We start from the raw sequence: 16,541 nt of genomic DNA, 5'->3' as shown, positions 1-16,541 counted from the left end.
TCCGGGCCTGCGCCTGACGGCGCATCCCGGAATGACAACGATAAAAACAAGGAAGCGCCCATGTCCGATCTCTCCGCCGTCAAAGCCCTCGTCTTCGACGTGTTCGGCACGGTCGTGGACTGGCGCACCAGCCTGATCACCGACTTCATGTGGTGGAGCAGGCAGCGCGGTATCAGCGCCGACTGGACTGCTTTGGTCGACGGCTGGCGCGGCATGTACGTCGCCTCCATGGACGACGTGCGCAAGCATCCCGAGCGCGGCTACGTGATGCTCGATGACCTGCACCGTCGCTCGCTGGAAAAGCTGGTCGAGAAGTTCGAGATCAAGGGCCTCACCGATGCCGATCTCGACCACCTCACCAAGGGCTGGCACCGCCTCAACCCCTGGCCCGACAGCGTCGCCGGCCTGACGCGTCTCAAGACCAAATTCGTGATCTCGCCGCTCTCCAACGGCAACGTCGCGCTGCTCACCAACATGGCGAAGTTCGCAGGGCTCCCCTGGGACCTCATCATGTCGGCCGAGTTGTTCGAGCACTACAAGCCCGATCCCGAGACCTATCTCGGCGCGGCAAAGCTGCTTGGCCTGAAGCCGGAGCAGGTGATGATGGTCGCCGCCCACAACGGCGATCTCGCGGCTGCGCAGAAGAACGGGCTGAAGACGGCGTTCGTGGCAAGGCCGACCGAGTACGGACCGCTTCAGAAGGTCGATTTCGAGGCCACCGGCAATTGGGACATCGTCGCCAAGGATTTTGGCGGCGTCGCCGACAGGTTCGGCTGCTAGGCGCAGCCCGAGCGTCTTGAGAGTGACCGAATGAGCCGACCCGCCGCTATCACCGCCGCCGATGCGATCAGCACGTATATTCTGGCGAAGGATGGCAACCGTCCGCAGTTGATGACGCGCGCTTTCGCCGACGACTGTGAGCTCGAAATGATCGTCAAGACCGACGCCATTTCATTTCCGAGCGCGGCGAGGGGACTTGAGCAGGTGACCCAGGTGCTGGTCACCGGCTTTGGCGAGCAGTACGAGAATGTGCGCACATTTTGCCTGTCGCGTCCCGGCTCGGATTACCTGCCGCATGTCCGCTGCGATTGGCTGGTCGGAATGTCGGCGAGGCAGGGCGGCGCGGTTCGCGTTGGGTGCGGACATTACGACTGGCATTTTGGCTCCAGCGACGGCCGCGTGACGAAGCTGGTGATCGAGATCGCGGCCATGTCCGTGCTTCCCGCCGCGGACGCTGGACCGATCATGCGCTGGCTGTCGGCGTTGCCCTATCCGTGGTGCACGGGCGCCCAGGCAAGCGAGACTGTCCCGAATATCGACGCATTGCGGCCCACTGCGCGCTTCCTTGGCAGCCGCAACTGAACCGCGCGACGATGCTCTTGTGGGATGGCGTGTCCGGCTATCTCGGGTAAGCTCGCGGCTTAACGGCCGCCATCCTCTGGCGCACAGAACGTCTCGATTGCAAGATCAATCCGTTGGTCCAGCACACGGCGGTTGAGGCGAAACCCGGTGTCAGTCAGCAGCCTGAAATGGTCGTGGCCGAACACCATGCCGAACAGCATTTCGGAGACGAGCCGCAGCGGCACATCGGCGAAATGAGGCTGCAAGCGAACCGCCTTGAGCAGGTCGATGATGTGCTCGGTGCCGCTCTCCATGATGACCTCGGCGAACATGCGTCCCAGCTCCGGCGAGGCCTGACGTTCACCGATGATCAGGCGCTGCAGCGCGATCTCGCCCGGCGACAGCGCTGTGTCTGCCGCCTCATGGAGCATGTTGCGAAGCCGGGTCTCGGGCGATCCATCCGAGGGCGCGTCTGCGTAATCGGTCTGGGGCAGGCTGCGCAGCAGCATGGCGCGGAACAGCTCGGTTTTGCTCTCGAATAATTTGTAGAGCGTCTTCTTCGACATGCCCGCGGCACCGGCGATGTCGTCCATCGTCGTCGCGGCAAAGCCCTTGCTGGTGAAGGTCTCCTTCGCCGCCGCCAGCAATTGCAACATGCGCGCGTCAGGGGCGGGAGGGTTGGTATCCCGTTGTTCCCGTTTCCGGGGCGGATTGCCGCTGATCTCTTTGCGGCTCGCTGCGTTCCTCGCCATGCGAAACCTGTCGTTAAGTTGAGGCCGGTTCACGACTGCTTGAGCTCGATGATGCCGGCAGCCTAGCACTTGACTTCGGGGTTGGAAACTCCCAAGTTTCCGTATGGAAACTACATAGTTTCCAAGTGTGTCAATGTAAATGGCCTCGCGAGAGGCTCCAAACCCCATCATGGATCGTCATCATGCGCCCCCCGTTTGCCCGCGCCGTGCCGTTATTCGCCTTGCTGCTGCTCGCAGGTTGCGGCGAGCAAGGCTCGGCGCCCGCCGCGCAGCAGATGGCGCCGGAGGTTGGCGTGATCACGTTGAAGCCGCAGGAGGCGAAGATTTCGACGGTCCTGCCGGGCCGCGTCGTGGCCTACCAGGTCTCCGAGGTGCGGCCGCAGGTCACCGGCATCCTGCTCAAGCGCGACTTCGTCGAGGGCGCGGAGGTGAAGGAGGGCGATCTGCTCTATGAGATCGACCCGGTGCAGTACAAGGCGGCGCTCGCCAGCGCCGAGGCGGCGGTGCAACGGGCCGAGGCGACACTGGTCAGCGTCAAGCTGAAGGCCGCGCGCAAGACCCAGCTGCTGCAGACCAATGCGGCGAGCCAGCAGGACGTCGACGATGCGGTCGCAGCCTACAAGCAGGGCGAGGCCGATTTGAAGGCCGCAGAGGCCAACCGCGACACCGCCGCGATCTCGCTGGACCGCACCAAGGTCACCGCATCGATCTCGGGGCGGATCGGCAAGTCGACCATTACGCCGGGCGCGCTCGTCACCGCCAGCCAGGCCACCGCGATGACGACGGTGCAGCAGCTCGATCCTGTTTACGTCGATCTCGACCAGTCGACCTCCGAGATGGAGCGCCTGCGCAGCCAGATTGCGAGCGGAAAGCTCAAGCGCCCGGTCGAGGGCGTGCAGGTCGAGCTCCTGATGGAGAGCGGCAAGACCTATGGACACAGGGGCAAATACGGCTTCACCGATGCGAGCGTCAACGAGAGCACCGGCTCGGTCTCCTCGCGCGCGATCTTCGCCAATCCCGAGCGCGCGCTGCTGCCCGGCATGTATGTACGCGCGCGTGTCGTCGCCGGCGTCGATGCCAATGCGATCCTGGTGCCGCAGCGGGCGGTCTCGCGCAATCCGCTGGGGCAGGCGGTCGCCATGTTCGTCGACAAGGACGGCAAGATCGAGCAGCGGACGCTCGATCTCGGCGAGGAGGTCGACAGCAACTGGCTGGTGCGTTCCGGCGCCAGGGCGGGCGACCGCCTGGTCGTCGATGGCACGCAGAAGGCCCGTCCCGGCGCTCCCGTGAAGACGGTCGAAGTCGCGGTGGATCCAGCGACCGGCCTGACCATGAACCCGACGCGGCAGGCCGATGCGCGGCCCGCGCCGACGACCAGCGAGCAGTAAGCGTCATGTCGCACTTTTTCATCAAGCGGCCGATCTTCGCCTGGGTCATCGCCATCCTGATCATGCTGGGCGGCGTGCTCGCGATCATGCGGCTGCCGATCGCGCAATATCCGCAGATCGCGCCGACCGTCGTCACCATCACGGCGACCTATCCCGGCGCCAATGCCGAGACCGCGGAGAACTCGGTGACCAAGGTCATCGAGCAGAACATGACCGGCCTCGACTATCTCCAGTACATGTCGTCGTCGAGCACCTCGACCGGCGTCGTGCAGATCTCGCTGACCTTCACCAACGAGGCCGACGCCGACATCGCCCAGGTGCAGGTGCAGAACAAGCTTCAGCTCGCCACCCCCTTGCTGCCGCAGGTGGTGCAGCAGCAGGGCATCAAGGTCGTGAAGTCGTCGGCGAGCTTTTTGATGGTGCTCGGATTCGTCTCCGAAGATGGCCGCCTTGCCGCCAGTGACATCGCCGACTACGTCGCGTCCTCGATCAACGATCCGATCAGCCGTGTCGCCGGCGTCGGGCAGGTGACGTTGTTCGGTGCCGAATATGCCATGCGGATCTGGCTCGATCCCGACAAGCTGGCCAAATACAATCTGATGCCCGGCGACGTCACCACGGCGATCCAGGCGCAGAACATCCAGGTCACGGCCGGCCAGCTCGGCGGCCTGCCGGCCGTCGGCGGCCAGCAGCTCAACGCCACCATCACCTCGCAGAGCCGCCTGCAGACGGTCGAGCAGTTCAAGGACATCATCCTGCGCACGGCCTCGTCGGGCCAGACGGTCCGCATCGGCGACGTCGCGCGCGTCGAGCTCGGCTCGAAGTCCTATGATTCCACGGCGCGCTACAACGGCAAGCCCGCCGCCGGCATGGGCATCAGCCTTGCAACCGGCGCCAATGCGGTCTCGACCTCGGAAGCCGTGAAGACGCGCATCGCTCAGCTCAGCACCACCATGCCGGAGGGGCTGCGCGTCATCTACCCCTACGACACCACGCCGTTCGTGAAGCTGTCGATCGAGAAGGTGATCCACACGCTGTTCGAAGCGATCGCGCTCGTCTTCGTCGTGATGTTCGTGTTCCTGCAGAGTTGGCGCGCCACCCTGATTCCGACCATCGCGGTGCCCGTGGTGTTGCTCGGAACGTTCGGCGTGCTGTCGCTCGCGGGCTATTCCATCAACACGCTGACCATGTTCGCGATGGTGCTGGCGATCGGCCTTCTGGTCGACGACGCCATCGTCGTCGTCGAGAACGTCGAGCGCGTGATGGTCGAGGAGAAGCTCGGTCCGCGCGAGGCAACCGAGAAGTCGATGCGCGAGATCACCGGCGCGCTGGTCGGAATCGGCGTGGTGCTCTCGGCCGTGTTCATCCCGATGGCGTTCTTCAACGGCTCGGTCGGCATCATCTACCGGCAGTTCGCGCTCACCATCGTCACCGCAATGCTGCTGTCCGTGCTGGTGGCGCTGGTGCTGACGCCGGCTCTGTGCGCGACCATCCTGAAGCCGCCGAAACATCACGGCAGCCAGCGCGGCTTTTTCGGGCTGTTCAACCGCGGTTTTGACCGCATGGCCGACGGCTATCAGCGCGGGGCGGGCGCCGCCATCAAGCGCGTCACCGCCGTGATCATCGCCTTCGTCGCGATCGTCGCCGGCATGGTCGTCCTGTTCCAGCGGCTGCCCAGCTCATTCCTGCCCGAGGAGGACCAGGGGACGATCATGACCCTGATCCAGCTTCCGGTCGGCGCGACCTCGGCCCGTACGCTCGATGTCATCAAGCAGGTCGAGCATCACTATCTCGACAACGAGAAGGACGCGGTGGAAGGTGTGTTCGCGGTCAGCGGCTTCAGCTTTGCCGGCCAGGGGCAGAATGTGGGCCTTGCCTTCGTCAGCCTGAAACCGTTCGACGAGCGCAAGAGTCCGGCGGCCTCGGCGCAGGCCGTGGTCGGCCGCGCCATGGGCGCCTTCGCCAAGATCCGCGATGCCATGGTGTTCGCGGTGCTGCCGCCCTCGATTCCCGGCTTCGGCAATGCCGGCGGCTTCGACCTCTATCTCCAGGACACCGGCGGCAACGGCCACGAGGCGCTGATCCAGGCGCGCAACCAGCTGCTCGGCCAGCTCGCCGCCGACAAGCGCGTCGCACAGGCGAGGCCGAACGGCCAGGACGACACGCCGCAATTCAACCTCGACGTCGACCAGGCCAAGGCCACCGCGCTCGGCGTGAACCTCAGCGACCTCAACACCACGCTGTCGGCCGCCTGGGGCGGCGCCTATGTCAACGATTTCATCGACCGCGGCCGCGTCAAGCAGGTCTATGTCCAGAGCGATGCACCGTTCCGCATGGACACCAGCGATATCGGCCGCTGGTACGTGCGCAACACCGCCGGCTCCATGGTGCCGTTCTCGGCGCTCGCCACCCATCGCTGGAGCTATGGTTCGCCGCGGCTCGAACGCTACAACGGCGTTGCCGCCGTCGAGCTGCAGGGCCAGGCCGGGCAGGGCATCAGCTCGGGCGTCGCCATGCAGGCGGTGGAGGAGCAGATGGCGAAGCTGCCCAAGGGCTACGGCCATGAATGGACCGGCCTGTCGTTCCAGGAGCGGCTGACCGGCAGCCAGACGCTGTATCTCTATTCGATATCGCTGCTGATCGTCTTCCTCAGCCTCGCCGCGCTCTATGAGAGCTGGTCGGTGCCCTTCGCGGTCATGCTGACAGTGCCGATCGGCGTGCTCGGCGCGCTGGTTGGGGCAACGCTGTTCAGCCAGGCCAACGACGTCTATTTCCAGGTCGGCCTTCTGACCACGATCGGTTTGGCCTCGAAGAACGCGATCCTGATCGTCGAGTTCGCGCTGGAGCAGATCGCGGCCGGCCGCAGCCTCGTCGAGGCCACGCTGCATGCCGCGCGCCAGCGCCTGCGCCCGATCCTGATGACGTCGCTCGCCTTCATCCTCGGCGTGCTGCCGCTCGCGGTGGCGACGGGGGCGGGCTCCGCCAGCCAGAACGCGGTCGGCATCGGCGTTGCCGGCGGCATGATCGCGGCAACCGTGCTCGGCATCTTCTTCGTCCCGGCGCTGTTCGTGCTGGTGAAGCGGATCTTCCCGGGCGCAAGGACGGATGCTGCCGTGCCGCAGACGGCGGCCTATGCCGAGCCGGCGGAATAGGCCTAATCCGCCAGCTGCATGGCCCATAATGTCATCAGCGTCGGCCCTCGCCAACCGATGTCACTTCGCTGCGACCGCGCTCGCAGCCTTGCGAATGACGTCAAGGACGATGTCCGGTTTCGACAGCATGGGAACGTGTGACGATGCCACTTCGGTCACGGTGGCGTTCATGCGCTTGGCGACGAAGCGCTGCATGTCGGGGTGAACCGTCTGGTCCTTCGCGGCGAGGACGTACCAGCTCGGCTTGGTTTTCCAGGCCGTGCCGTCGACCTTCTGTGCGAAGAGGTCCGCGACCGGCGCGCCTTGCGTCGCATACACCAGCTTCTGCTCCGCTTCGGGCAGGTCGCCGGCAAAATGCGTGAGGCCGCTTGGCTTGAGCCAGATCCGGCCCTGCGGCACGTCGAGATGGCCGAACACTTGCGTCGTCGGGAACTTTGCAAGCAGGCTCTGCGAGGTTTCCTCGGCATCGGGCGCCAGCGCTGCGATGTAGACCAGCGCGGCCACCCGCGGATCGGTGCCGGCGTGCGTGATCAGCGTGCCGCCATAGGAGTGGCCAACGAGGACCACCGGTCCGGGAACGCGGCCAAAACATGCCGTCACGCTTGCGACGTCGGTCGCGAGTGAATCGAGCCCATGCTGGCTCGCCATCACCTCATGGCCTTCAGCCTGCAGCGTCGGGATCAGCTTGCCGAAGCACGATCCGTCGGCCCAGAGGCCGTGCGCGAAAACAATGCCTGGTTTGGTCATGGTGGTCTCCGTTTGATGGCGCAACGGCGAGGAGAGCTGCTCGCGGAGCGCGAGGCGGCGCGAGCTTCACGTCTAACGCGCCATCGCATCAGCAGACAGAGGGTCGCAAGGATAATCGGGCGAATGTGAAATGGGTGGGCTCACATCATGAGCCGAGTGGTCCGGGCGGCGTGCGCCACCCGGACCTGTGCTTGAAAACTACAGCGTCATCTGCATCGGCTCGGGATAATAGTGGAAGCCGTCGCCGGCCTTGGCGACGTGGCCGTAGCCCGGCCAGGCGAAGTGATAGGACATCACCGGAATCTTGTTGGCCGCGAGCATGGTGAGCAGTTTGACGCGCGACTCGGCGGCCTGTTTCGGATCGGTGTCGTAGGAAAATTCCATCCGCGGCCGCTCCAGCAGCAGCACGGAATGGTGCGAGAGGTCGCCGAGGAAGGCGAACGACTTGCCGGCCGAGGAGACCATAAAGATGGTGTGGCCGACGGTGTGACCGGGCGCCGAGATCGCCTGGATGCCGGGCAGGAATTCCTCGCCGTCCTTGAAGAACTTGATCCGGTCGCGGACCGGCAGCAGGTTCTTGCGGGCGTGCACGACGAAATCCTTGGCCGCGCTGCCCATCTTGCCTTCATCGGTCCAGAAGTCGAAATCGGTCTGGGAGATGTAGACCTGCGCATTGGGAAACAGCGGCTTGCCGCCGTCGTCGACGATGCCGCCGATATGGTCGATATGGGCATGCGAGCAGACCACCGCATCGATGTCCTCGGGCTTGATGCCGGCCTCGGTCATGCTCTTCTGCTGGCGGCCGGTGGTGGAGCCGAACAGTTTGGAGCTGCCCATGCCGGTGTCGAACAGGATCAGCTTGTCGCCGGTGTTCACGATCGGCGAGTTCTGCTCGAGCACGACGTTGTCCGGGGACAGGAAGTTGTCGGACAGCATCTTCTTCACCTCTTCCTTCGGCACGCCGGTGAACGTGCCGGAGGGATCGCCGAGCGGCAGCGGTCCGTCGGAGACGACGGTCACCTCGGCATCGCCGAGAATGAAGCGGTGCCAGTAGGGCGTCTGGGTGCCGAGCTTGGGCGCACGTGCGATCGCGCTGCTGCCGAGCATGGTGCTGGCTCCCAATCCTGCACCAAGCGCGAGCAGGGATCGACGTGAAACGTTGAGCGTCATTCGTTTCCTCCACTTTTTTTAGCTGCGCGACTTTGTCGCGCGTTATGTCGGCCTGAAGCCAGCGGTGCGATGCTGCGCCGGTTCAGACAAGCTAGCAAGTGGAATTGCTTCGCGCGCGTGCGCGGCGTCTTGGAATTCGAAATGCAATTCCGGCGCGCGACAAAACACATCGACTGCCGACGTTTCGTCGTCAGGATGATCCGGTCAATGCTGCCGCAATGCAATCAATGATTGTGTCGCGATTGTGTCTGCTGGCCGCGCGATACGGCGGGACGCGCAGAATCTTTTTCACGTCACGCCGGCGCGCGCGATCCCAGGCGCTCGACGAGGCGCAAGAGGTAGCCGTCCGGATCCTGGACCAGGAATTCGCGCTGGCCGAGCTCGAGCTCGCCGACCCGGTACCAGGCTTCGTTCGGCGGCTCGTAGAGCGGCCAATTGGCGTCAGCGAGTGCGTCGAGCGTCGGCGCGAGGTGATCGACCACCATCTGGAAATTGACGCCGCGCCCGAACGGACGCTGCATCTCGGCCGGCTCCCAGCGGCCGTTCAATTCGCACAGCATCACCTGCAAGCGTCCCCGGACCAGATAGGCAAACCGGGCCGCAGGGCGGTCATAGGCGATCTCGAAGCCGAGCAGGTCACGCCAGAACGACAGGCTGGCCTGGAGATCGGAGACGCTGAGTTCGGGCACCAGATCGGCAAAGCCGCCTTGCGGCGCGCTGCCCGTGCTGCCGGAGCTCGCACGCGCGACGGGGTCTGAGAGCTTCGGTTGGTTCATTGCAGCGTCGCCCGATGTCGTGACCGATTTGCGGGGGCGTTATTGCAGGGAAGTGGTGCGAAGGCCAGATGCGGAACGCGTGTGCCGCCGGCAACGCCGCTCACGCGATCCGCAGCGCGACGTCGCTTGTATCAGTCTCGGCAAAGCCCGCCTGCAAAACCTCTTCGCGCTTGTGGCGCAGATGCGCACGCAGGATGTGCGAGAGGCCGGCGCCGTCGCGCCGCTGCAACGCGTTGAGGATCGCCTCGTGCTCCTTCACGGCGAACGCCCAGCGCTGCGGCGTCATCGGCGTGACGTAGCGCGCGCGGCGGATGCGCGCGGTCACGGAGGCATAGAGCCCGGTCAGCGCGGGATTTCCGGCCGCGGCGACGATGCCCTCGTGAATGGCGCGGTTGCCGCGATAGTACTGGATCAGATCGCCCTTGCGATAATTCTGCACCATCTCCTCATGCGCGGCAGCGATCGCGCCGATCTCGGCATCGCTGATGCGCTCGCAGGCGAGCTCGCCGGCCAACGCCTCCAGTCCCTGGCAGACCTCGAACAGGTCGCGCATGTCCTTGTCGGTCAACTTGGCCGCGCGGGAGCCGCGATGCGGCAGGAGCTGCACCAGCCCTTCGGCGGCGAGCACCTTGAGCGCCTCGCGCAGCGGCGTGCGCGAGATCTGCAGCCGGTCGCACAATTCGCGCTCGGGAATCCGCGCGCCGGGCGGGATCTCGCCGTCGAGCAGGATGGCGCGGATGCGGCCGACGACCTCCTCGTGAAGCATGGGAAGCGCTCCGCTTTGAATGCAAAAATGAGAATATCGACCGATATTCGGAAGTTCCAGCTTGATAATCACAAATTTTGCATTCAAAAATGCAAAAAACAAGAGGGCATGAGGAAATGGACCAGGCCACAGAGGCGGAAGACCTCGTTTTTGAATGCAAGGACGGCATCGGGCGCATCACCTTCAACCGCCCGCAGGCGCGCAATGCCTTCACCTTCGCCATGTACGAGCGCCTCGCAGCGATCTGCGAACAGGCCAACGGCGATCGTGCGATCAAGGTGCTGGTGCTGCGCGGGGCCGGCGACAAGGCCTTCGCTTCGGGCACCGACATCAACCAGTTCCGCGAGTTCAGGACACCGCAGGACGCCATCGACTACGAGAACCGGATCGACCGGGTGCTCTCGACGCTGGAGCAGTGCCGGGTGCCAACCATCGCCGCAATCAACGGCTTCTGCACCGGCGGCGGAGCGGGCATCGCCGCCGCTTGCGACCTGCGCATCGGGACGGCAAGCACAAAGATCGGCTTTCCGATCGCCCGGACGCTCGGCAATTGCCTGTCGATGTCCAATGTCAGCCGTCTCACCGCGCTGATCGGCGCCGCGCGCGTCAAGGATCTGATCTTCACCGCGCGCCTCATTGACGCCACTGAAGCCGCCAGCGTCGGACTGCTTGGCGAGGTCGTCGAGGACATCGCTGCGCTCGACAAGCGCGCCGACGAAGTCGCCCGGTTGCTCGCCGGCCATGCGCCGCTGACCCTGACCGCAACCAAGCAGGCGGTCGCCCGGCTGCAGCGGCGGCTGACGCGGGACGAGGGCGAAGACCTCATCCTGATGTGCTACACGAGCCAGGACTTTCGCGAAGGGCTCGATGCTTTCCTCAACAAGCGCGCGCCGCAATGGCGCGGGCAATAGGACGCCCCCCGATGCAAAGCTCGCAATCCACTTCCCGCCGTTCCGGACCGCTCGCCGGCCTCAAGGTCGTCGATCTCACCCATGTCATGGCGGGGCCGACCTGCACGCTGATGCTCGCCGACATGGGCGCCGACGTCATCAAGATCGAGAAGTCGCCGAATGGCGACGACACCCGTCATTCGGTGCCGCCGAAGATCGGCGACGAGGCGGCCTCCTTCCTGATGATGAACCGCAACAAGCGGGGCATCGTGCTCGACCTCAAGACCGACGGCGGCAAGCAGGTGCTGCGGCGGCTGATCGCAACCGCCGACGTGCTGGTCGAGAACTTTGCGCCGGGCGCCATGGAGCGCCTCGGCTTCGGCTACGAGGAACTGCACAAGCAGCATCCATCGCTGATCTATTGCTCGCTGTCGGGTTTTGGCCGCACCGGCCCCTACAAGCACCGCCGGGGCTTTGACCTCGTCGCGCAGGCCATGAGCGGCATCATGAGCTTCACCGGCGAGCGGCCGGACGGGCCGCCCGTCAAATGCGGCCCGCCGCTGTCCGACATCACCGCCGGCCTGCTCGCGAGCATGGGCATTCTGGCCGCCTATACCCACCGCCTCAAGACCGGCGAAGGGCAGTGGGTCGAGACCTCGCTCTACGAGGCCGCGCTGGTGCAGACCTATTGGCAATCCACCATCGCGCTCGCCGCCGGCACCGCGCCGCGCGCAATGGGCTCGGCGCATCCGCTCAACGCGCCATACCAGGCGTTCGAGGCCTCCGATGGCTGGCTCGTGGTCGGCGGCGCCAACAAGAAGCACTGGCTGCTGATGCTCGAGGCACTCGGCGCCAGCGAGCTTGCCGCCGATCCGCGCTTCGTCAACGGTTCCGACCGGATGGCGAATTTGAAGGAGCTCGAAGCCGTCCTGAGCGAGCGCTTCCGCACAAAATCGCGGGCGCATTGGCTCGCCGCGCTGGACGAGAAGGGCGTGCCGTGTGGTCCGGTGCACAACATGCTGGAGGCGCTGAGCGATCCGCAGACGCTGGCGCGCGAGATGGTCGTCGAGGTCGAGCACTCCACGCTCGGCCCCGTCAAGACGATCGGGCTTCCCGTCAAGTTTTCTGAGACCCCGGGCAAAGTGCTGTCAGGCGCGCCGGTCTACGGTGAGCATACACGCGACGTGCTGGCCGAATATGGTTTCGACCCAAAGCAAATCGAAGCGCTCGAGCAAGAAGGCGCAATCGTGCTGGCCGAAGGGAGGCGCGAGGAACGCGTCGCCTGACCGGACGTCGATAGAACCAACAAAACAAGACAAAACATAAAAGCTGGAGGAAATCATGGGTGGGACGTCAAAGCTTCTGCTGTCTGCGGCTGCGGCCGTGATCGCCGGCGCCATGCCGGCGCTCGCCGCCTGGCAGCCGCAAAAGCCGATCGAGTTCGTAGCGACCGCAGGGCCGGGCGGTGGCACCGACAATCTCGCCCGCGCGGTGCAGAACATCATCACCAAGCACAAGCTGACCGAGCAGCCGATCGTCGTCGTCAACAAGGGCGGCGGCAGCGGAGCCGAAGGCTATGTCTACGGCAAGGCTTCCGCGGGCGATCCCTACAAGGTGATCTTCGGCACCTCGAATGCCTGGCAGCAGCCGCTCGTCTCAAAGGTCGCCTTCAACTACACCGATCTCACCCCGATCGCCGCGATGGCGCAGGACGAGTTCCTGCTCTGGGTCAAGCAGGACGCGCCCTACAAGAATGCCGGCGACTATCTGAAGGCGGCTGCATCGGGCGATTTCAAGATGGGCGGCGCGCAGTCCAAGGACACCGACGAGGTGCTGACGCGCATGATCGAGAAGGCCGGCAAGATCAAGCTGACCTACATCCCCTTCAAGAGCGGCGCCGAGACCGCCGTGCAGCTCGCCGGCGGGCATCTCGACTCCCACGTCAACAATCCCAGCGAAAGCATCGGGCAATGGCGGGGCGGCACGCAGCGCCCGCTCTGCGTCTTCAGCCCGAAGCGCCTGCCGCAGGGCGCCAAGGTCACGGCGACCGAGGGCTGGAGCGACGTCCCGACCTGCGTCGAGCAGGGGCTCGACATCAAGCAATATGAGCAGCCGCGCACGGTGTGGCTGCCCGGCAAGATCACGCCGGACCAGGCCGCGTACTATGTCGACCTCATGAAGAAGGTGCAGGCGACGCCGGAATGGAAGGACTACATCGAGAAGACCTCCCAGGTCGACACGTTCCTGACCGGCGCCGAGTTCGACAAGTTCATCAAGGAGGACCTCGAGCACGTCAAGCAGGTCGCCGGCGAGCAGGGCTGGCTGGTCAAGTAGGGCTGGTAGATGGCCTTCGATCGCGGCGCTGACTGCACCCACTGTCCTCATCCTGAGGAGCCCGCCGGAGGCGGGCATCTCGAAGGATGGCCGCGGATGCGATGTCACCCGGAGCCGTCCTTCGAGACGCGCGCAATTGCGCGCTCCTTAGGACGAGGACTGTTTCGCCGGAGTTGCCCATGATCTCGCGTCGTGCGCTTGAACTTGCGACTGCCGTCCTCACCGGCAGCTTTGGTGTCGCTGTGGTGGTCCAGAGTCTGGACAACGGCATCGGCTGGTCGAGTGCGGGCGTGGACTCCGGCACGTTCCCGTTCCTGACCGGCATCATCATCGTCGTCGGCAGCCTCTACAATCTGGTGCGGGGCGTGCTGCCGGCTGCGACGCTTGCAAACGTGCCGATCGCCATCACGCCGATCGAGCTGCGCCGGCTTGCCGGCCTGTTCGTGCCGGCCGCGATCTTCGTGGCCGCGATCCCGCTGCTCGGCATGTACCTTGCCTCGGCCCTCTACATCTTCGCGGTGCTCGCAATCCCAAGACATCAATCCGTGCCGCGTGCGCTGGCGATGGCGGCGGCGACGGCGGTCGCGCTCTATGTCGTGTTCGAGCGCATGTTCCAGGTCAGCCTGCCGCACGGCGCGCTCGCCGCCGCGTTCGGCTTCTGAGGGCGAGGCCGATGGAAAATCTCCAGGAGCTCCTCCACGGCTTCACCATCGCGATCACGCTGCCGCACCTGGTGCTGATGGCGGTCGGCGTGCTGCTCGGCATTCTCGTCGGTGTGCTGCCGGGGCTGGGCGCGCCCAACGGCGTGTCGCTGCTGCTGCCGCTGACCTTCGGCATGCAGCCGGTGTCGGCGATCATTCTGCTCTCCAGCATGTATTGGGGCGCGCTTTTCGGGGGCTCCGTGACCTCGATCCTGTTCAACATCCCGGGCGAGCCGTCCTCCGTCGCAACCACTTTCGACGGTTACCCCATGGCGCGCGACGGCCGGCCGACCACGGCACTCGCGACCGCCTTCGGCTCGGCCGCGTTCGGTGCGCTGATCGGCGTCATCCTGATCACCTTCCTGGCGTCGTGGGTGGCGCAGGTCGCGCTCGCCTTCGGGCCACCGGAATATTTCGCCGTCTACTTCCTGGCCTTTGCCAGCTTCGTCGGCATGGGCGGCGCGGCGCCGATCAAGACGGTCGTGGCGCTGGCGATCGGCTTTGCCATCGCCGCGATCGGCATCGACACCGTCTCCGGCAGCGTCCGCCTCACCATGGGCGTAGACGAGCTGGTGAAGGGCGTGAACTTCGTCGTCGCGGTGATGGGCCTGTTCGGCATCGGCGAGTTGCTGGTCGCGGTCGAGGAGGAATTTCATGCCCGCGCCGTGTCCTCGAAAATCGATTGGGCCGAGGTGTTCCGCGCGGTCGGCCGGCTGCCGCGCCACAGCGTTGCGCTGCTGCGGAGCGCCGCGATCGGCTGCTGGATGGGGATCACGCCGGGCGGCCCGACCGCGGCCTCCTTCATGAGCTACGGCATCGCCCGCCGCTTCTCGCGCCGTGGCCGATACTTCGGCACCGGCGAGGTGGAAGGCATCATCTCGCCGGAGACGGCCGATCATGCCGCCGGCACCAGCGCGCTGCTGCCGATGCTCTCGCTCGGCATTCCCGGCTCGGCGACCGCGGCCGTGATGATGGGTGGGTTGATGATCTGGGGCCTCAATCCCGGACCGATGCTGTTCGTGGACCAGAAAGACTTCGTCTGGGGCCTGATCGCTTCGATGTATGTCGGCAACATCGTCGCCGTCGCGCTGGTGCTGCTGACCGTGCCTGTGTTCGCCGCGTTGATGCGGATTCCCTTCGTCGTCATCGCGCCGCTGATCGTGATCATCTGCGTCGTCGGCGCCTATTCGGTGTCGAACTCCTATCTCGACGTGGTGATGATGCTCGGCTTCGGGATCGTCGGCTACCTCTTCAAGAAGCTGTTCTATCCCTTGGCGCCGCTCGTGCTCGCGATCGTGATCGGCGACAAGGCCGAGGATGCGTTCCGGCAGTCGATGCTGATGTCGAAGGGATCGCTCGGGATATTCTTCGCCAACAAGCTGGTGACCTGCCTGATCGTCGGCGGCATCGCGCTGCTCCTGCTTCCGCTCGTGCTGCAGCTCGCGCGCCTGGTGCGCAAGCCCGCGCCTCCCACTCATGACACGACAGACCAGTCGTCCGACCGAGAGAAGGTGACCATATGACCGCAAAGCCGCTCATTGCACTGGCGATGGGAGACCCCGCCGGCATCAGCCCGGAACTGACGGCAAAGCTGGTGGCGCAGGACGATATCCGAGCCCGGGGCCGGATCGTCGTGATCGGCGACCGCCGCATCTTCGACGAGGGCGCGCGCGTTGCGGGCGTCAAGCCGGGGCTGACGATGGTGGAGCAGGGCGCCGACCTTCGCGCGGCTGAGGGTGATGCGCTGTTCGTCGATCTCCGCCATCTCGAGCCCCGCGAGGTCGAGCCCAAGACCGCGACCCTTGCCGGCGGAAAATTCGCGCTGGCCAATTACAAGCACGCCCTCGAGCTCGGCCGCGACCGCCGCGTCGACGCCGTCTGCTTCACACCCTTCAACAAGCAGGCGATGCGGCTTGCCCGCGCCGAATATGACGACGAGATCGCGTTTTCCGCCGAAGTGGTCGGGCTCAAGACTCCGGCGAGTGAATTCAACGTGCTCGGCGAGCTCTGGAATGCGCGGGTCACCTCGCATATTCCGCTCAAGGACGTCGCGGCAAAGCTGTCCAGTGATCGCATCCAGCGCGCGCTGAAACTGACCGATGCCTGCATGCGCAACGCCGGCTTTGCCCGGCCGCGCATCGCGGTCGCCGGGCTCAATCCGCATGCCGGCGACGGCGGCAATTTCGGCCGCGAGGAGATCGACGTGATCGCGCCCGTGGTCGCTGCCGGTCAGCGCGACGGCATTGCCGCCGAGGGACCGTTTCCCGCCGATACCGTGTTCCTGCGCGCCAAGGCCGGCGCCTTCGATGCGGTGCTGACGATGTACCACGACCAGGGCCAGATCGCGATGAAGCTGATGGGTTTCGATCGCGGCGTCACCTTGCTCGGCGGATTCCCGTTCCCGATCTGCACGCCCGCGCACGGCACCGCCTACGATATCGCAGGGCAGGGCATCGCCTCGATCGGCGCCAGCCGTGCCGCGCTGCTGCTCGCAGCCGAGATGGCCGCGCGCCGCGCCAGCTAG

At 65.3% G+C, this 16,541-nt stretch carries 15 protein-coding genes; 10 read left to right on the top strand and 5 right to left on the bottom strand.

Annotated features, from left to right (window positions below; translation table 11 throughout):
* Window positions 1-60 precede the first annotated feature (60 nt).
* Both VGR99_RS18760 and VGR99_RS18755 read left to right on the top strand, forming a co-directional pair.
* On the top strand, window positions 61-780 hold the full coding sequence (locus tag VGR99_RS18760; RefSeq protein ID WP_326900300.1) for a haloacid dehalogenase type II: 720 nt from the start codon (window positions 61-63) through the stop codon (window positions 778-780).
* A gap of 30 nt (window positions 781-810) precedes the next feature.
* The gene (locus VGR99_RS18755) at window positions 811-1,362 is read left to right on the top strand and encodes a hypothetical protein (protein ID WP_326900299.1); all 552 of its coding nucleotides are present in this window, start codon (window positions 811-813) and stop codon (window positions 1,360-1,362) included.
* Window positions 1,363-1,421: 59 nt separating this feature from the next.
* On the opposite strand, the gene VGR99_RS18750 is transcribed toward VGR99_RS18755, so the two are convergent.
* On the bottom strand, window positions 1,422-1,997 hold the full coding sequence (locus tag VGR99_RS18750; protein ID WP_326900298.1) for a TetR/AcrR family transcriptional regulator: 576 nt from the start codon (window positions 1,995-1,997) through the stop codon (window positions 1,422-1,424).
* A gap of 278 nt (window positions 1,998-2,275) precedes the next feature.
* Here VGR99_RS18750 and VGR99_RS18745 point away from each other — a divergent pair, with 278 nt between their 5' ends.
* Both VGR99_RS18745 and VGR99_RS18740 read left to right on the top strand, forming a co-directional pair.
* Window positions 2,276-3,481 carry an efflux RND transporter periplasmic adaptor subunit gene (locus tag VGR99_RS18745; RefSeq protein ID WP_326900296.1) on the top strand — a complete coding sequence of 402 codons (1,206 nt, stop codon included), beginning with the start codon at window positions 2,276-2,278 and terminating at the stop codon, window positions 3,479-3,481.
* A gap of 5 nt (window positions 3,482-3,486) precedes the next feature.
* Window positions 3,487-6,633 (top strand): efflux RND transporter permease subunit, encoded by a 3,147-nt coding sequence (locus tag VGR99_RS18740; RefSeq protein WP_326900295.1) that lies wholly within the window; start codon window positions 3,487-3,489, stop codon window positions 6,631-6,633.
* 60 nt (window positions 6,634-6,693) lie between these two features.
* On the opposite strand, the gene VGR99_RS18735 is transcribed toward VGR99_RS18740, so the two are convergent.
* The 4 genes from VGR99_RS18735 to VGR99_RS18720 form a co-directional block, all read right to left on the bottom strand.
* Window positions 6,694-7,380 carry an alpha/beta hydrolase gene (locus VGR99_RS18735; protein WP_326900294.1) on the bottom strand — a complete coding sequence of 229 codons (687 nt, stop codon included), beginning with the start codon at window positions 7,378-7,380 and terminating at the stop codon, window positions 6,694-6,696.
* A gap of 198 nt (window positions 7,381-7,578) precedes the next feature.
* The gene (locus tag VGR99_RS18730; RefSeq protein WP_326900293.1) at window positions 7,579-8,550 is read right to left on the bottom strand and encodes an MBL fold metallo-hydrolase; all 972 of its coding nucleotides are present in this window, start codon (window positions 8,548-8,550) and stop codon (window positions 7,579-7,581) included.
* Window positions 8,551-8,843: 293 nt separating this feature from the next.
* Window positions 8,844-9,326, bottom strand: coding sequence for a VOC family protein (locus tag VGR99_RS18725; RefSeq protein ID WP_326900292.1), 483 nt, complete (start codon window positions 9,324-9,326; stop codon window positions 8,844-8,846).
* 100 nt (window positions 9,327-9,426) lie between these two features.
* Entirely contained in the window at window positions 9,427-10,092 is a 666-nt protein-coding gene (locus VGR99_RS18720) for a GntR family transcriptional regulator (protein WP_326900290.1), read from the bottom strand.
* Window positions 10,093-10,208: 116 nt separating this feature from the next.
* Between VGR99_RS18720 and VGR99_RS18715 the strand changes: the two genes are divergently transcribed.
* The 6 genes from VGR99_RS18715 (at window position 10,209) to VGR99_RS18690 (ending at window position 16,541) form a co-directional block, all read left to right on the top strand.
* Window positions 10,209-11,003: an enoyl-CoA hydratase/isomerase family protein gene (locus VGR99_RS18715; RefSeq protein ID WP_326900289.1), complete on the top strand. Its 795-nt coding sequence runs from the start codon at window positions 10,209-10,211 to the stop codon at window positions 11,001-11,003.
* Between the two features lie 11 nt (window positions 11,004-11,014).
* Window positions 11,015-12,268, top strand: a complete 1,254-nt coding sequence (locus tag VGR99_RS18710; protein WP_326900287.1) for a CoA transferase — start codon at window positions 11,015-11,017, stop codon at window positions 12,266-12,268.
* A 55-nt stretch (window positions 12,269-12,323) separates the two neighbouring features.
* Window positions 12,324-13,316, top strand: coding sequence for a Bug family tripartite tricarboxylate transporter substrate binding protein (locus tag VGR99_RS18705; protein WP_326900286.1), 993 nt, complete (start codon window positions 12,324-12,326; stop codon window positions 13,314-13,316).
* Between the two features lie 179 nt (window positions 13,317-13,495).
* On the top strand, window positions 13,496-13,978 hold the full coding sequence (locus VGR99_RS18700) for a tripartite tricarboxylate transporter TctB family protein (protein WP_326900285.1): 483 nt from the start codon (window positions 13,496-13,498) through the stop codon (window positions 13,976-13,978).
* A gap of 11 nt (window positions 13,979-13,989) precedes the next feature.
* Window positions 13,990-15,540: a tripartite tricarboxylate transporter permease gene (locus VGR99_RS18695; protein ID WP_326900284.1), complete on the top strand. Its 1,551-nt coding sequence runs from the start codon at window positions 13,990-13,992 to the stop codon at window positions 15,538-15,540.
* Window positions 15,537-16,541 carry a 4-hydroxythreonine-4-phosphate dehydrogenase PdxA gene (locus VGR99_RS18690; RefSeq protein WP_326900282.1) on the top strand — a complete coding sequence of 335 codons (1,005 nt, stop codon included), beginning with the start codon at window positions 15,537-15,539 and terminating at the stop codon, window positions 16,539-16,541. Before VGR99_RS18695 ends, VGR99_RS18690 begins: the two co-directional genes overlap by 4 nt.

This window comes from Bradyrhizobium sp., assembly GCF_035935975.1.
Lineage (GTDB): Bacteria > Pseudomonadota > Alphaproteobacteria > Rhizobiales > Xanthobacteraceae > Bradyrhizobium.
The sequence above is the reverse complement of the archived record's forward strand: the minus strand, read 5'-3'. Positions and strand labels throughout refer to the sequence as shown.

What these genes read in the sequence shown, in the direction of transcription:
- VGR99_RS18730 (WP_326900293.1), bottom strand. Translation starts at nt 8,550, where the DNA reads ATGACGCTCAACGTTTCACGTCGATCCCTGCTCGCGCTTGGTGCAGGA.
- VGR99_RS18690 (WP_326900282.1), top strand. Translation starts at nt 15,537, where the DNA reads ATGACCGCAAAGCCGCTCATTGCACTGGCGATGGGAGACCCCGCCGGC.
- VGR99_RS18700 (WP_326900285.1), top strand. Translation starts at nt 13,496, where the DNA reads ATGATCTCGCGTCGTGCGCTTGAACTTGCGACTGCCGTCCTCACCGGC.
- VGR99_RS18720 (WP_326900290.1), bottom strand. Translation starts at nt 10,092, where the DNA reads ATGCTTCACGAGGAGGTCGTCGGCCGCATCCGCGCCATCCTGCTCGAC.
- VGR99_RS18750 (WP_326900298.1), bottom strand. Translation starts at nt 1,997, where the DNA reads ATGTTGCAATTGCTGGCGGCGGCGAAGGAGACCTTCACCAGCAAGGGC.
- VGR99_RS18710 (WP_326900287.1), top strand. Translation starts at nt 11,015, where the DNA reads ATGCAAAGCTCGCAATCCACTTCCCGCCGTTCCGGACCGCTCGCCGGC.
- VGR99_RS18760 (WP_326900300.1), top strand. Translation starts at nt 61, where the DNA reads ATGTCCGATCTCTCCGCCGTCAAAGCCCTCGTCTTCGACGTGTTCGGC.
- VGR99_RS18745 (WP_326900296.1), top strand. Translation starts at nt 2,276, where the DNA reads ATGCGCCCCCCGTTTGCCCGCGCCGTGCCGTTATTCGCCTTGCTGCTG.
- VGR99_RS18755 (WP_326900299.1), top strand. Translation starts at nt 811, where the DNA reads ATGAGCCGACCCGCCGCTATCACCGCCGCCGATGCGATCAGCACGTAT.
- VGR99_RS18715 (WP_326900289.1), top strand. Translation starts at nt 10,209, where the DNA reads ATGGACCAGGCCACAGAGGCGGAAGACCTCGTTTTTGAATGCAAGGAC.
- VGR99_RS18725 (WP_326900292.1), bottom strand. Translation starts at nt 9,326, where the DNA reads ATGAACCAACCGAAGCTCTCAGACCCCGTCGCGCGTGCGAGCTCCGGC.
- VGR99_RS18695 (WP_326900284.1), top strand. Translation starts at nt 13,990, where the DNA reads ATGGAAAATCTCCAGGAGCTCCTCCACGGCTTCACCATCGCGATCACG.
- VGR99_RS18740 (WP_326900295.1), top strand. Translation starts at nt 3,487, where the DNA reads ATGTCGCACTTTTTCATCAAGCGGCCGATCTTCGCCTGGGTCATCGCC.
- VGR99_RS18705 (WP_326900286.1), top strand. Translation starts at nt 12,324, where the DNA reads ATGGGTGGGACGTCAAAGCTTCTGCTGTCTGCGGCTGCGGCCGTGATC.
- VGR99_RS18735 (WP_326900294.1), bottom strand. Translation starts at nt 7,380, where the DNA reads ATGACCAAACCAGGCATTGTTTTCGCGCACGGCCTCTGGGCCGACGGA.